Genomic DNA, 14,001 nt, shown 5'->3' on the forward strand with positions numbered 1-14,001 from the left:
CGCAGCCCCGTTCGTTATCCATACAAAGGGAAGGACTTCCCTTCTCTCCCGGCTCTGTGATATAATGACTGCAAAGCAGTCATTATATCACAGAGCCGGGAGGAGGTGCCGCCGACGTGTTCCTGCTGATGTCCATGGAGGAGCTGGCCCGTGCCCAACGGCCGGAGGGCCGGCTGGAGGAGCGCCTGCTGCCCCTGGTCGGCCAGGGGGATTCGGAGGCCTTCGAGGTCCTGTACCGCTCCACGGAGAAGGCCGTCTATGCCCTGGCCCTCTCCATTTTGAGGAACCCCCACGACGCGGAGGACATCGTCCAGGAGACCTATCTCAAGGTGCGGGCAGCCGCCCACCTGTATGTTCCCCAGGGCAAGCCCCTGGCCTGGCTGTTCACCATCACCAAGAATCTTTGCCGGGACCTGCTGCGCGGTCAGAGCCGGACAGAGGCCGCCCCAGATGGGGCGGAGGATGATCTGCGCTTCTCCTACGTCTCCGACCCCACCGACCGGCTGGTGCTGGAGACCGCCCTCAAAGCGCTGGGCGAGGAAGAGCGGCAGGTGGTGCTGCTTCACGCCGCCTCCGGCCTGAAGCACCGGGAGATCGCCCGGGACCTGGGTCTTCCCCTGTCCACCGTCCTGTCCCGGTACAGCAGAGCCCTGAAAAAGCTGCAGCGCTATCTGACGGAGGAGGGGGTGCACCTGTGAGCCGCAAGAAATTGGAACATGCCCTGTGCCGCGCGGTGGAGGACCTGCCCCGACCCGGCCTGGACGCCGTCTCCGGCCCTCCCGTGGTCCGGATGGAGGTCCATGACTACATCACCCGTCCGGCCTCCCCCGACCCCCGCCTGCGGCGCCGGCGCCTGGCCTCCCTGGCCGCCGCGGTCTGCCTGCTGGCGGTCATCGCCGGAGCGGCGGTATGGACGCAGTTTTTCCAAATCTACTCCACCGTGGAGCTGTCCGTCAACCCCCACTTCTCCATCCGCCTCAACCGCCGGGACCAGGTCCGGGCGGTGGACGGCGTCAACGGCGACGCTCAGGCGCTGCTGGAGGGGCGCTCCTACCGGGGCTGGACCTTGGAGGCCACGGTGAACTCCCTGATGGATGAGCTGGCCCTCAAGGGCTACCTCACCTCCCCCCAGGACCAGGTGGACGTGCTGGCGGCCAGTAAGGCCCTCCCCCACGCCCAGAAGCTGCGGGAAGAGGTCGAGGCTCTGGTGGCGGCGAAGCTCTCCGGTCTGGATGCCCCGGAGCCGGAGCCCGCTCCCAGCCCGGAGCCCACCCCCTCCGTCACGGCCACGCCCTCTCCCACGCCCAGCCCGAGCGTGGGAGACACACCTGCGCCCGCTGTCCCCGTCTCCCCCGCTGTCTCGCCCAGCCCCAGTCCGGCGGTCTCGCCCGCGCCCGTCCCTACGCCTACGCCTGCGCCCACGCCTACGCCCGCGCCCATCCAGCCCCAGCCGCTGACGGAAGCCGACGTGGAGTCCATGGTCCGGGCCCTCTTTCCCGGCGGCAAGATCCAGAAGATCAAGCTGGATGAGGACGACGGCGTCTCCTATTATGAAGTGATGCTGAAGGACGGCAAGGAAAAGATCGACCTGGAGATCGACGCCTATACCGGCGAAGTGCTGGATCTGGATTACGACGACTGAAAACCGCCTCCGCGTCCTGAGACGCGGAGGCGGTTTTCCGTTCAGTCCCTCAGCTCCAGGCAGACCGGGCAGTGGTCGCTGCCGTACACGTCGGAGAGGATGGAGGCCCCGGCGACGCGGTCCCGCAGCCGGTCGGACACCAGGAAATAGTCGATGCGCCACCCGGCGTTGTTCTCCCGGGCGTGGAAGCGGTAGCTCCACCAGGAATAGGCCCCCGCAGCGTCAGGGTACAGCCAGCGGAAGGTGTCGGTAAACCCGGCGGAGAGCAGCTCGGTCATCTTGGCGCGCTCCTCGTCGGAGAAGCCGGCGTTGCCCCGGTTGGTCTTGGGGTTTTTCAGGTCGATCTCCTGGTGGGCCACATTCATGTCCCCGCAGACCACCACCGGCTTTCTGCCGTCCAGACTCTTGAGATAGGACCGGAAGGCGTCCTCCCACGCCATGCGGTAGGGCAGACGGGCCAGTCCATCCTGGGCGTTGGGGGTATAGACGGTGACCAGATAGAACTCCGGGTACTCCAGGGTGATGCACCGGCCCTCCCCCACGTGGTCGGAATCCCCGATGTCGTAGGTCGCACACAGGGGCTCCCGCCGGGTGAAAATGGCGGTGCCGGAGTAGCCCTTCTTCTCCGCCGAGTTCCAGTACTGCAGGTAGCCGGGGGTGTCGATGTCGGCCTGACCGGGCTGCATCTTGGTCTCCTGCAGGCACAGCGCGTCGCAGTCCGCGGCGGTAAAAAAGTCGAAAAATCCCTTTTTGACGCAGGCCCGCAGGCCGTTGACGTTCCAGGATATGAGCTTCATGCGAAAACCTCCTGTTTCAATGGGATATAGGGACATTCTACAGGATGCCTACGCAAAAGGGAAGCCCCTATTTCAAGTTGTAGTATTGGCACAGCCGGACCGCCGCGTCCAGGGCATCGGCGGGCTCCACCCACAGGTCGGGGAGGAAGCCCGCCCCGTCGATGTTCTCCAGGCTCTCGCAGAAGGACAGGCCCGTGCCGAAGTAGACCCGCAGGCCGGTGTTGGGCAGGTAGAAGTTACAGTTGTTGGGGGTCAGGGAACAGCCCAGGGTGGGGCCCCCAATAAACAGGACATCCCCCGCCGCGCGGAAGAATTCCACCGCCGTCTCCCCCGAGGAGGCCGTCCCCTTGTCGGTGAGGACCAGAACGACGCTGTCCGTCTGGGCCCACCGGCTCTCCAGATCAGCCGTCTGCCAGGTCCCGATTCGATCCGCCGGGTAGCCCTCCGGCATCAGCCTGTTGGAAAGCTGAGACACCCGGTGGGCGAAGGCCCGCCGGGGTGCGGCGGGCTGCCCCGCCCAGCCCTCGAACCAGTCCATGATCCAGATGTCGCTCCCCCCGCCGTTGGCCCTCAGGTCAAAGAGGAAGAGGGACTCATCCGCGTAGTCGCCGCCGCAGGAGGCGAAGCGCTCCAACTGTTCCTCCTGCGGCGGCCGCCCCTTCCGGGCGTACATCTGCCGGGAGGTCAGCACCGGAATTCCCTCCGCCTCTGTCTCAGTGAATACGTCCAACCCGTCCCAGGGGGTCTCCCCCGCCCGCACCCAGTCCAGCTCGTAATCTCCCTGTCGCTCCGGCAGGTCGGTTCCGTCGTGGCTCAGGGCGGCGAACCAGTGGACGATGGCGCCGTCCGGGCCGATGGTGGGCTTGACGTAGGCCGGGTCCAACCCCTCCGTGTCGGAAAAATAGAGGCCGGGCACGTAGTACATGTACTGGGCGTGGCCGTCCCGCATGGCGGTGGAACCCAGGGTAAAGTGCCCGTCCACCAGCACCGGAGCGAGATGCCGGACCAACACCTTCTCCAAGTCCCGGGAGAGCAGGTAGCGCTCCCCCTCCAGGTCGGAGCGCACCGCGTCCTTGAGGGGCAGGAACACCTCGTCCCCGCCAAAGTATGTGTAGGCCCCATAGGTGGTACGCAGCAGGGTGAAGAGAGTCTCCACGTCCTCCTCCATCCCCGCCCGGCTCAGGGGCGGCAGGGCTTCCGGCGGCGCGGTCAGCCGGTCCATCTCCTCCGGGGTAAAGGTATCGTTCTGGTCCCGGAAGTCCGCCGTCCACGGACTCAGATCCAGGTCGGGGCCATCCTCCAGCACCGCCCGGCGGGCGGCGTTGGCCTCCTCCAAAAAGGCGGAGAAGTCCACGCCCGCTAGCGTCTGGGTCCCCACGGGGGCGGAGGTCGCTGGGGGCGGGGCCTCCGCCTCCGTGGCGGGGCCGGGGGCGCAGCCCGTCAGCAGCAGCAGAGCCGCCCACAGGGCCGCCAGCCATTTTCTCCGCTTCACAGCAATTCTCCCTCCAGACAGTCCTCCCCGACGCCGGTGATCCGGACCTGCCGGACCCGGTTGTGCAGGCCGGCGCCCTGCGCCCGCACCTGCACATAGTTGGGGGCGTGCCCCCGCCAGAGGCCCTCCTTCTCCTCCTCAAAAAGGACGGGCAGGGCCTGTCCCACCCAGGACGCCAGATAGGCCCGCTCCAGACGTGTGGCCAGCGCCGCCGCCCGGCGGGCCCGCTCCTCCTTCACGCCCCTGGGCACCTGGCCCGGCAGGTCCGCCGCCGGGGTGCCGGTGCGCCGGGAGTAAGGGAAGATGTGCATGGCAGTGAAGGCGCACCGCTCCACGAAGGTCAGGGTCTGGGCAAACTCCTCCTCGGTCTCCCCGGGGAAGCCCACGATGAGATCGGTGGTAAGACCGGGGGCCTGAAAGTATCCTCTCAGTAATTCCACGCTCTCAAAATACCGGGCGGTGTCGTACTTTCGATTCATCCGCCTCAGAGTGGCGTCGCAGCCGGACTGCATGGACAGGTGGAAGTGGGGGCACAGGTTGTCCAAGGCGGCGCACCGGCGGCTGAAGTCCTCCGTCACGGTCCGGGGCTCCAGGGAGCCCAGCCGCACCCGGCAGCCCGGCGCAGCGGCGCACACCGCCTCGACGAGGTCCATGGGCCCGGGCCCCCCGGGCAGGTCCCGGCCCCAGGAGGACAGCTCGATGCCGGTGAGCACCAGCTCCCGGTAGCCCTCCTCTGCCAGCCGTCTGGCCTCGGCCGCCGCCCTCTCCAGGGGCAGAGAGCGCACCGGTCCCCGGGCGTAGGGGATGATGCAGTAGGAGCAGAAGTTGGTGCAGCCGTCCTCCACCTTGAGCATGGCCCGGGTGCGGCCCTCCAGACCGCCGGCGGCGAGGGGCTCAAAGGTCCGGTGGGCCATGATGTTGTCCACGGTGACCTGGGGGGCCGGGCGATTGGGGGCGGCCTTGGCGGCGGAGAGCCGCTCCAGATCGTCCAGAAACTGCATCCGCTCCGCCGTCCCGGCGATCAGATCCACCCCCAGGGCCTCCACCGCCCCGGGGGCGGTCTGGGCGTAGCAGCCGCAGACGGCCACCACCGCGCCGGGGGCGCGTTTCCGGGCCTGACGGATGGCCTGGCGGGACTTTTTATCGCTCACCGCCGTGACGGTGCAGGTGTTGATGATATAGGCGTCCGCCGGGCCCTCAAAGGGGACCAGCGCGTGCCCCCGGGCCCGGAGGGCGTTTTCCAGGGCGGCGGTCTCGTACTGATTGACCTTGCAGCCCAGGGTGTGTATGGCGACTTGCATGGCGATACCTCACAAATGGCATGGATTTCGGTTTGCTTTATGGGCAAAATGGCTGAATTTACAATGGGGCGGGGGTTCTTCGTTGAATTCCAACCCGGTTTGTACTAGAATGATGCTACCTCATTCTAACATAACCGGGGAGGAAAAGACAATGACCAGCTTTGCCGTTCAGCTTACCTCTGTCGCAGATATCAAGGAATTTGTCGATGCGGCCAACCGCCTGGATTGCGATGTGGATGTGATCTGCGGCCGCTATCTGGTGGACGGCAAGTCCATCATGGGCCTGTTCTCCATCGACCTGTCCGCCCCCATCCGGGTGGAGGTCCACGGCACCGACGCCCAGGGGGAGTCCTTTCGCAGGGCCGTCGGCCGGTTCGTGGAGCAATAGGGATGCCCTATCATTTCTTTGCTCTCATCTCCCGGATGCGCTACATCGGCCGCTGGGGCCTGATGCGCAACACCTTCCGTGAGAACATCCAGGAGCACTCCCACATGGTGGCGGTGCTGGCCCACGCCCTGGCGGTGATCCGCCGGGAGGTCTACGGCGGGGAGATTGACCCCGGCCAGGCCGCTGTGCTGGCTCTCTACCACGACGCGCCGGAAATCCTCACCGGCGATCTGCCCACGCCGGTGAAGTACTTCAACCCGGAGATCCGGGACGCCTACAAGGCGGTAGAGGCGGTCTCGGCCCGCAGGCTGCTGGCCCTGCTGCCCCCGGAGCTGCAGCAGGTCTATGCCCCGCTGCTGGGTGAGGACGCCGGCGGCGAGCTCCACGCCATCGTCAAGGCCGCCGACAAGCTGTCGGCCTACATCAAGTGCGTGGAGGAGCTCAAGGCCGGCAACCACGAGTTCAAGCAGGCAGCGGAGCAGACCCTGGAGGCCCTGAAGGACTCCCCGCTGCCCGAGGTGGGCTATTTCATGGAGCACTTCCTGCCCGGGTTTAGCCTCACCCTGGACGAGCTTCAATAGCGAAGTGCGCTGACCGCCCCCGTGCCACAAGAAACGAAAGGATCTGATCGTATGCGAGCCATCGTCACCGTCATCGGCAAGGACCAGGTGGGCATCATCGCCTCGGTATGCGCCCTGCTGGCCGAACACAACGTCAATGTGCTGGACATCAGCCAAACTATCTTGCAGGACTACTTCACCATGATCATGCTGGTGGACGCTGCCCACACCGACCTGCCCTTTGCCGAGCTGGTCACCGCGCTGGAGTCCGCGGGCAGAGAGCGGGACCTGGTCATCCACGCCCAGCGTGAGGATATCTTCAACGCCATGCACCGCATTTAAGGGGGCTGTGTTATGATCAACACCAACGACATCCTCTCCACCATCGACATGATCGACCAGCAACACTTGGACATCCGCACCATTACCATGGGCATCTCCCTGCTGGACTGCGCCGACCCCTACCCCAAGGCCGCCTGCCGGAAGATCTATGAAAAGATCTGCCGTAAGGCAGAAAAGCTGGTGGTCACCGGCGAGGCCATCGAGAGGGAGTTCGGCATTCCCATCGTCAACAAGCGCATCTCCGTCACCCCCATGGCGCTGGTGGCCGCCTCCTCGGAGACCGAGGACTACGTCCCCTTCGCCGTGGCCATGGACGAGGCGGCCAAGGCCTGCGGCGTCAACTTCATCGGCGGCTTCTCCGCCTTGGTGCAGAAGGGCTTCACCGCCGCCGACCGGAAGCTCATCGCCGCCATCCCCGAGGCGCTGGCCGTCACCGAGTACGTCTGCTCCTCGGTGAACGTGGGCTCCACGAGGGCGGGCATCAACATGGACGCGGTGAGGCAGATGGGCGAGACCGTCAAGGCCGCCGCCCAGCGCACCCGGGACCGGGGCGGCTTCGGCTGCGCCAAGCTGGTGGTGTTTTGCAACGCGGTGGAGGACAACCCCTTTATGGCCGGCGCCTTTCATGGCACCGGCGAGGGGGAGTGCGTCATCAATGTGGGGGTCTCCGGCCCCGGCGTGGTGTACCACGCCCTCCAGGCCGTCAAGGGCAGGCCCTTCGACGTGGTGGCTGAAACAGTGAAAAAGACCGCCTTCCGCATCACCCGCATGGGGCAGCTTGTGGCTCAGGAGGCCTCCCGCCGCCTGGACGTACCCTTCGGCATCGTGGACCTGTCCCTGGCCCCCACCCCCGCCGTGGGCGATTCGGTGGCCCGCATCCTGGAGGAGATGGGCCTGGAGGTCTGCGGCACCCACGGCACCACCGCCGCGCTGGCCCTGCTCAACGACGCGGTCAAAAAGGGCGGCGTCATGGCTTCCTCCCACGTGGGCGGCCTGTCCGGCGCCTTCATCCCCGTGAGCGAGGACGAGGGCATGATCGCGGCCGCCGCCTCCGGCGCCCTGCACCTGGATAAGCTGGAGGCCATGACCTGCGTGTGCTCGGTGGGTCTGGACATGATCGCCGTCCCCGGCGTCACCAGCGCCGAGACCATCGCCGCCATCATCGCCGACGAGGCCGCCATCGGCATGGTCAACTCCAAGACCACCGCCGTACGCATCATCCCCGCCCCCGGCATGCACGTGGGTGACACGGTGGAGTTCGGCGGACTGTTGGGCTCGGCCCCGGTCATGCCCGTGCATCCCTTCGGCAGCGAGGCGTTCATCCGCCGCGGCGGACGCATCCCGGCCCCCATGCAGAGTCTGAAAAATTAGGGCCCTTCAAGGCGCCGCCCACCGGCGGCGCCTTTTTCTCCGGGGCCTCGCACCAATTTCCACTAGGAAATTCGCCCTTTATCGTGTATACTAGCAGCATGGACAAGTAATATAAGGAGGTTCGACATATGTTAAAACTGGACCTTTCCAACGCCCAGGGCTTTCTGCCCCAGGACTGGCTGGACCGCCGCCTGCCCGCACTGGAGCAGGCCCACCGTCAGGTGCTGGAGGGCAACGGCCCCGGCGGAGATTTTACCGGCTGGGTCACGCTTCCCAGGGACTACGATTCAGCCGAACTGGTTAGGATAAAGGCGGCGGCAGAGAAGATCCGTTCCGACTCCGACGTGCTGGTGGTCATCGGCATCGGCGGGTCCTACCTGGGGGCCCGGGCGGTCATTGAGCTCACGAGCTCCGCCGACCGCCGTCTGGTCCGGGGCCGGCCGGAGATCTTCTTTGCCGGCAACGGCCTATCCTCCGACGAGCTGGCCGGCATCATCGACTACCTGGACGGCAAGGACTTCTCGGTAAACGTCATCTCCAAGTCGGGCACCACCACCGAGCCGGCCGTGGCCTTCCGTATCTTTAAGGCCCTGCTGGAGGAGAAATACGGCAAGGCGGGGGCCCGTGGGCGCATCTACGCCACCACCGACGCCCGCAGGGGAGCTCTGAAGGGTCTGGCCGACGCCGAGGGCTACGAGGAATTCGTGGTGCCCGATGCGGTGGGCGGGCGCTACTCCGTCCTCACCGCCGTGGGGCTGCTGCCCATCGCCGCCGCAGGCATCGACGTGGACCGGCTGCTCTCCGGCGCCCGGGAGTTGATGGAGGCTCTGGCAGTCCCCGGCCGGGACAACCTGGCCTGGCAGTATGCCGCCGCCCGCAACGCCCTGTATGACGCCGGCAAGGCGGTGGAGCTGCTGGTGGGCTACGAGCCCTCCTTCCGCTTTTTTGCCGAGTGGTGGAAGCAGCTCTACGGGGAGAGCGAGGGCAAGGAGCACAAGGGTCTCTTCCCCGCCAGCGTGGAATTCACCGCCGACCTGCACTCCATGGGCCAGTATATCCAGCAGGGCCAGCGCATCCTGTTGGAGACGGTGGTGCGCTTCTCCCGCAGCCGCCGGAGCGTCGCCATCCCCCACGACCCGGACAACGTGGACGGGCTCAACTTCCTGTCGGGCAAGAGCCTGGATTTTGTGGCCGAGCAGGCCATGCGCGGCACCCTGCTGGCTCACGTGGACGGCGGCGTGCCCAACCTGGTGCTGGAGGCCGGGGGCCGGGACGAGGCCAGCATTGGCGCGCTCATTTACTTCTTTGAGTTCGCCTGCGGCGTATCCGGCTATCTGCTGGGGGTCAACCCCTTCGACCAGCCCGGTGTGGAGGCTTACAAGAAGAACATGTTTGCTCTTCTGGGCAAGCCTGGATACGAGGCGCTGCGGGCCGAGCTGGAGCAGCGGCTGTGACATCGGAAGGTTCCTCATGAACTTTCCGTGAATTTGCGCAAATTGGTTGCAATCCCATTGTGGAAATGGTAACATAGTGACAAGGAAATCGCCCCGCGGTTTTCACAGGCCGGGAGAGCCCGGCGTACAAAGTAAGGAGTGATTTATGATGCTTCGAGTGATCATGGGGGTCAAGGGTACCGGTAAGACCAAGCAGATGATCGATCTCATCAATACGGCTGCCAAGGATGCCAGCGGAAATGTGGTGTGCATTGAACGTGGCCCCAAAATGATGTATGACATCCACTATAAGATCCGCCTAGTGAACTCCGGCGAGTTTGCCATGCACAATTACGATTTTCTGAAGGGCTTCATCAGCGGCCTGTACGCGGGAAATTACGATATCACCCACATCTTTATCGACAGCCTGACCAAAATCATCCCCAGCGACGCCAGCGACCGTCAGGTGGAGGACTTCCTCAACTGGCTGGCCAAGTTCGGTGAGGACAACAACATCAAGTTCGTGGTCACCATCAGCGCCGACGCCTCTCTGGCTACCGAGGGCGTGAAGCAGTATTTCTAAATCGCCGTGCCGAAGCCGGGCTCCGTTACAACGGGGCCCGGCTCTCAGTCTGTCGAAAAGCCCGGATTCTCGAGTTGAGAATCCGGGCTTTTCGACAGACTGAGAGCCGGAAAGTGAGCCTTCCCGGCCCAAAAGTGACGTTGGCAGACCGCTTGGCGGACACCATATCCGTTTTCTCCTTCTATAAACACCTCATACCGGCAAATAGCACCGATAGCACCTGTATAACACCAAATATCAGCGTTCTTCCATTGACAGGCGAACTTTTTTCTTGTAATATTATAAAAATGGCGTAATATCCCAGCGCTGTCCGCACACATCCCCTTCAGCAGCTGGTAGAAAGGGGAACCCTTGAGTGAGAGCTAGACCCACCATCAAAGACATTGCCGCGGAAGTCGGCGTTTCCCATACCACCGTTTCCTATATCCTCAGCGGGAACACCACCCAGAAGATATCTCCGGCGACCCGCAAGGCGGTGCTGGACGCAGCCAAGCGGCTGCAATATGTCCCCAACAGCGCCGCCCGCTCCCTGCGCAACAACAGCACCCACTGCGTCAGCGTCGCCATGGAAAAGGCCCTGACCAACACCCGTTTCAGCGGACTGCTCCAAGGCATCCGGGAAAGCCTTCAGGCCGAGGGCTACTGGATCATGCTGTTCGATTTCAGCACCAGCAGCCCTCCGTATCCCGACTTTCTGGAGAGCGTTCTGCAACGGCGCACCGACGGCATCATCTATATCTCCTCCGACGGATACCCTCCGGAAGAGCACTGCCGCCAGATGATCATCGACAACACCCTGCCCTTTGTGGCCTGCGACTGTTGCCCGGAGGAACCGGAGTTGGTCTCTGTGAGCTTTGACTATGAGCGGGGCGCCTTCGAGGTAGCCTGCCGCTTGTTTGGAGAGGGGGCCCGGCGCATTTTGTATTGGAGGCCCGACGTTCAGAGCCTCCAGGAGGGGTACCGGGAGCAGGGTCTGCGCCGTGCGGCGGAGCTCTACCCAGGAGTGGAGTTTTCCGTGTCTCTCCTGCCTTCCAACACCTGCGTGTGCACGAGCGACCGCCACTCCGACCTGAACCGGATATGCAGCCAGCACCTGGCCCAGGAGATCCTGCCGCGCATTGCCGACTTTCAGCCTGGGGATGCCGTAGTTTGTTGCTGGAGCGTCATGGTAAACCACCTAAACGCCGCCTTGAGCGGAAAGGGCAGGGGGCTGAAAATCGCCACCCTGTCCGACGCGGAGCCTCCTGTGGTGACGGACACGCAGATCCTCACCAGCCGCTCCAACTTCGTGCGGGGCGGGAAGGAGTGCACTGCCTTGTTGCTGCGCCAGCTCCGGGGCGAGTCTTGCAGCAGCGTGGTACTTCCCCCGGATATTCCCAGTTACATTAATTCTTGACCGGCCAAAAGACCGCCTGAACATGATGTTCAGGCGGTCTTTTAATGTCATATCAGCGAAGATGACTCTTTTTGATCTTTCCGGTGGCAGTCCTGGGGAAGTCATCCACAAATTCTATGATCGTGGGACGTTTGAATTTGGCCAGCCGCGGCGTGCAGTACTCTGTAATCTCATCTTTGGTCAGTACGCTGCCTGGCCGGAGCTGAACGAAAGCCTTGACCGCCTGATCCCGGATGGGGTCAGGCACTCCGATCACCGCCGCATCAGCAATATCCGAATGGGAGGTGAGCACACACTCCACCTCCAGGCTGCTCACGTTTTCCCCCGACCGTTTGATCATATCGCTGGAACGGTCGATAAAGTAAAGCCAGCCATCTTCATCCAGATAGCCCCGATCCCCGGAGTGGAGCCAGCCGTCGGGATCAATGAGTCGGGCGGTCGCCTCCTCGTCCTTGTAATATCCCAGCACCAGCGAGCGCCCGGGGACTCCGTGGACGCAAATCTCCCCCACCTGGCCGGGGGCCAGCTCCCGGCCGCACTCGTCTACAATTTTGATGCAGTAGGATGGCGCGGCTCTGCCTACCGACGGCCAGCGCTTCTCCCCTGTCAGCGGCGCGCAGGTCACTCCGGATACCGTCTCGGTCATGCCATAGGAGTTGAGCAGGCTCACCCGAAATCGCTCCTCGAACCGCTCCTTCTCCTCGTCGCTCAGGCCCATGGAAAAATAAATCTGTTTCAGGCTGTGATCTTTCTCCCAGGGTTGAACTGCCTGCATCAGCATGGTGCGGTTCATCACGGACATGGTGTCGGTAAACTGCGCCCGATAACGGCAGACCTGCCCCCAGAAACGGCGGGCACTATAATGCTCCACCATCAACAGGGTGCTTCCGGTGCAGATGACCGGCATGGCCGCCATCTCCTGGAAATCCATGTGATAGCAGGGCATAGAGCTGAGAAACCGATCTCCGTGTTCCATCCCCATCTGCATCACATGGATCAGCCCGCCGTAGACCACATTGCAATGGGTGTACATGGCCCCCTTGGGGTGACGGGTGGTGCCGCTGGTAAACAGAATCACGGCCAACTCGTCGCCCGTCACCGGCCGAACCTCCCGAAGATACGGCTCCTGGCGGGCCATCCCAGCCTCCAGTGAGATCACCCCCTCCGGCAGCGCCTCTCCGCCCCGGATGGAGATCAATTGCTCCGCCATGGGGCGCGGAGCGGACTCCAGGTACAGCGGCAGAGCACAGGGTTCCGTGATCACCCGCCGGATGCCGCACTTCTCCAAGATGTGGCGAACCTCCGGCTGCTGGTAATGTTCATTCAGCGGCACCGACACCGCCCCGATCTGGGCCAGCGCCAGCCAGCAGGTCAAATATTCCGGCGTGTTGTGCAAGTGCAGGGCCACCAGCTCCTGCCGGGCCACCCCCAGCTCCAGGAAAAAGTTGGCCGCCTGCTTCACCTTGCGATCCATCTCCTCATAGGTCCATACCGTTACCTGGTCGTCCACGGAGATATATTCCAAAAAGGGCGCCCGCCCATAGCAGCGTACAGTCTCATCCCACTGGCTGCGCAGGGTGCGGCTACCCACCATATCCGTCATAGCAAACCCACCTTTTATACCGCTGAGGCCAGAGCCGGTCGTCCTTTCATCGATTCCCCGGAAAATCATCCGGGAGCGGCCACACCATCGCCACCGCTCCCGTCCATGGGCGCATCTGCCAGGCCGCAGTCTTGGGGACTTCTGTATATATCCCGCCGACTCCTCAGGAAAGCTTTTCGATCAATGCAGGAACCACCTTATACAAATCGCCCACTACGCCGAAATCGGCGTTTTTGAAGATCGGCGCGGACTTATCCTTGTTCACTGCCACGATCACCCGGGACTTGTTAATGCCGCCAATGTGCTGAATCTGCCCGGACACGCCCAGAGCCACGATGAGCTCGGGCTTGACCTGGACGCCTGTGATGCCCATATAGTTGGACTTGGGGAGCCATTTGTTGTTCTCCGCCACTGGACGGGAACAGCCAACCTCCGCGCCCAGCGCAGCAGCCAGCTTCCGGCACAGCTCCAGATCCGCCTCCTGCGCCAGGCCCCGTCCCACGTCCACAATGCGCTTGGCCGCCACCAGGTCCACGCCGCCCTCCTTCTTCGGCGTACAGGCGATGCGCTTCAAGCCGCCTTGTGGGAGCCCCTCAAAGGGGGCGACAGCGGCCTGCGCCGGCTCCGCGGCGGCCTCGAATACACCGCCGCCCACCGTGAGCACACCGTAGGGCTTGGTGAATACCTCACTGCGCTGAGCCATACCGCCGTACACCATGCGGCAGCAGACCAGCTCCTCGCCGGATCGCTCCAGGGCGTTGACACTGGTGAGCACCGCGGTGTCCAGCAAAACGCCCAGCTTACCCGCCAGGCAGCGGCCACGGATGGTGTTGTTGACGATGACCAGAGCGGAGGCCTCCTTTTTCACCTCCTGGGCGACAGCGGCGGCATAGTCCTCCGGTACGGCTCCGTCGGAGGGCTGGCAATAGAGTAGGCGATCCGCACCGCACCCGGCGGCACCTGCCGCCTCGGCCTCACTGCCGAACAAAATGGCGGTGACCCGCGCTGCCACAGCCCCCGCGCCGGCACACAGCTCTGACAGGGCGGAAGCCTCATCGCTCATCACGAATATCGTCTGCATCGACATGATTTC

Annotated in this window: 14 protein-coding genes; 9 read left to right on the plus strand and 5 right to left on the minus strand. The window is 64.0% G+C overall.

All coding sequences use genetic code 11. The features are described 5' to 3' along the window. The first annotated feature begins 116 nt into the window (after nucleotides 1-116). Together BN2154_RS11755 and BN2154_RS16480 are read left to right on the plus strand one after the other, a co-directional pair. Nucleotides 117-698: a sigma-70 family RNA polymerase sigma factor gene (locus BN2154_RS11755; RefSeq protein WP_368013996.1), complete on the plus strand. Its 582-nt coding sequence runs from the start codon at nucleotides 117-119 to the stop codon at nucleotides 696-698. Next, nucleotides 695-1,642, plus strand: coding sequence for a PepSY domain-containing protein (locus BN2154_RS16480; RefSeq protein ID WP_050618949.1), 948 nt, complete (start codon nucleotides 695-697; stop codon nucleotides 1,640-1,642). The genes BN2154_RS11755 and BN2154_RS16480 overlap by 4 nt, the downstream gene beginning before the upstream one ends. A 41-nt stretch (nucleotides 1,643-1,683) precedes the next feature. On the opposite strand, the gene BN2154_RS11765 is transcribed toward BN2154_RS16480, so the two are convergent. From BN2154_RS11765 to mtaB, 3 genes are all read right to left on the minus strand, one after another. After that, entirely contained in the window at nucleotides 1,684-2,439 is a 756-nt protein-coding gene (locus BN2154_RS11765) for an exodeoxyribonuclease III (RefSeq protein WP_050618950.1), read from the minus strand. Nucleotides 2,440-2,506: 67 nt separating this feature from the next. Continuing rightward, nucleotides 2,507-3,931 carry a S41 family peptidase gene (locus tag BN2154_RS11770; RefSeq protein ID WP_050618951.1) on the minus strand — a complete coding sequence of 475 codons (1,425 nt, stop codon included), beginning with the start codon at nucleotides 3,929-3,931 and terminating at the stop codon, nucleotides 2,507-2,509. Then, on the minus strand, nucleotides 3,928-5,232 hold the full coding sequence (mtaB, locus tag BN2154_RS11775; RefSeq protein ID WP_050618952.1) for a tRNA (N(6)-L-threonylcarbamoyladenosine(37)-C(2))-methylthiotransferase MtaB: 1,305 nt from the start codon (nucleotides 5,230-5,232) through the stop codon (nucleotides 3,928-3,930). The genes BN2154_RS11770 and mtaB overlap by 4 nt, the downstream gene beginning before the upstream one ends. 151 nt (nucleotides 5,233-5,383) lie before the next feature. On the opposite strand from mtaB, the gene BN2154_RS11780 reads away from it, so the two are divergent. From BN2154_RS11780 to BN2154_RS11810, 7 genes are all read left to right on the plus strand, one after another. Further along, entirely contained in the window at nucleotides 5,384-5,620 is a 237-nt protein-coding gene (locus BN2154_RS11780; protein WP_050618953.1) for an HPr family phosphocarrier protein, read from the plus strand. Nucleotides 5,621-5,622: 2 nt separating this feature from the next. Further along, nucleotides 5,623-6,201: a 5'-deoxynucleotidase gene (gene yfbR, locus BN2154_RS11785; protein WP_050618954.1), complete on the plus strand. Its 579-nt coding sequence runs from the start codon at nucleotides 5,623-5,625 to the stop codon at nucleotides 6,199-6,201. Between the two features lie 51 nt (nucleotides 6,202-6,252). Then, nucleotides 6,253-6,522, plus strand: a complete 270-nt coding sequence (locus BN2154_RS11790) for an ACT domain-containing protein (RefSeq protein ID WP_050618955.1) — start codon at nucleotides 6,253-6,255, stop codon at nucleotides 6,520-6,522. 12 nt (nucleotides 6,523-6,534) lie between these two features. Next, entirely contained in the window at nucleotides 6,535-7,893 is a 1,359-nt protein-coding gene (locus BN2154_RS11795) for a PFL family protein (protein WP_050618956.1), read from the plus strand. A 128-nt stretch (nucleotides 7,894-8,021) separates the two neighbouring features. After that, nucleotides 8,022-9,347, plus strand: a complete 1,326-nt coding sequence (locus BN2154_RS11800; RefSeq protein WP_050618957.1) for a glucose-6-phosphate isomerase — start codon at nucleotides 8,022-8,024, stop codon at nucleotides 9,345-9,347. A gap of 145 nt (nucleotides 9,348-9,492) precedes the next feature. Next, nucleotides 9,493-9,909 (plus strand): hypothetical protein, encoded by a 417-nt coding sequence (locus tag BN2154_RS11805; RefSeq protein ID WP_242853752.1) that lies wholly within the window; start codon nucleotides 9,493-9,495, stop codon nucleotides 9,907-9,909. 355 nt (nucleotides 9,910-10,264) lie between these two features. Then, entirely contained in the window at nucleotides 10,265-11,305 is a 1,041-nt protein-coding gene (locus BN2154_RS11810; protein ID WP_050618959.1) for a LacI family DNA-binding transcriptional regulator, read from the plus strand. A gap of 52 nt (nucleotides 11,306-11,357) precedes the next feature. On the opposite strand, the gene BN2154_RS11815 is transcribed toward BN2154_RS11810, so the two are convergent. Further along, nucleotides 11,358-12,908, minus strand: coding sequence for an AMP-binding protein (locus BN2154_RS11815; protein WP_050618960.1), 1,551 nt, complete (start codon nucleotides 12,906-12,908; stop codon nucleotides 11,358-11,360). A 163-nt stretch (nucleotides 12,909-13,071) separates the two neighbouring features. Next, a complete protein-coding gene (locus BN2154_RS11820) occupies nucleotides 13,072-13,995 on the minus strand; it encodes an electron transfer flavoprotein subunit alpha/FixB family protein (RefSeq protein ID WP_050618961.1) in 924 nt (307 codons plus the stop codon). Nucleotides 13,996-14,001 lie beyond the last annotated feature (6 nt).

The organism is Intestinimonas massiliensis (ex Afouda et al. 2020) (assembly GCF_001244995.1).
GTDB classification, from domain to species: domain Bacteria; phylum Bacillota; class Clostridia; order Oscillospirales; family Oscillospiraceae; genus Intestinimonas; species Intestinimonas massiliensis.

What these genes read in the sequence shown, in the direction of transcription:
- BN2154_RS11765 (WP_050618950.1), bottom strand. Translation starts at nt 2,439, where the DNA reads ATGAAGCTCATATCCTGGAACGTCAACGGCCTGCGGGCCTGCGTCAAA.
- mtaB (WP_050618952.1), bottom strand. Translation starts at nt 5,232, where the DNA reads ATGCAAGTCGCCATACACACCCTGGGCTGCAAGGTCAATCAGTACGAG.
- BN2154_RS11780 (WP_050618953.1), top strand. Translation starts at nt 5,384, where the DNA reads ATGACCAGCTTTGCCGTTCAGCTTACCTCTGTCGCAGATATCAAGGAA.
- yfbR (WP_050618954.1), top strand. Translation starts at nt 5,623, where the DNA reads ATGCCCTATCATTTCTTTGCTCTCATCTCCCGGATGCGCTACATCGGC.
- BN2154_RS11790 (WP_050618955.1), top strand. Translation starts at nt 6,253, where the DNA reads ATGCGAGCCATCGTCACCGTCATCGGCAAGGACCAGGTGGGCATCATC.
- BN2154_RS11795 (WP_050618956.1), top strand. Translation starts at nt 6,535, where the DNA reads ATGATCAACACCAACGACATCCTCTCCACCATCGACATGATCGACCAG.
- BN2154_RS11800 (WP_050618957.1), top strand. Translation starts at nt 8,022, where the DNA reads ATGTTAAAACTGGACCTTTCCAACGCCCAGGGCTTTCTGCCCCAGGAC.
- BN2154_RS11805 (WP_242853752.1), top strand. Translation starts at nt 9,493, where the DNA reads ATGATGCTTCGAGTGATCATGGGGGTCAAGGGTACCGGTAAGACCAAG.
- BN2154_RS11815 (WP_050618960.1), bottom strand. Translation starts at nt 12,908, where the DNA reads ATGACGGATATGGTGGGTAGCCGCACCCTGCGCAGCCAGTGGGATGAG.
- BN2154_RS11820 (WP_050618961.1), bottom strand. Translation starts at nt 13,995, where the DNA reads ATGTCGATGCAGACGATATTCGTGATGAGCGATGAGGCTTCCGCCCTG.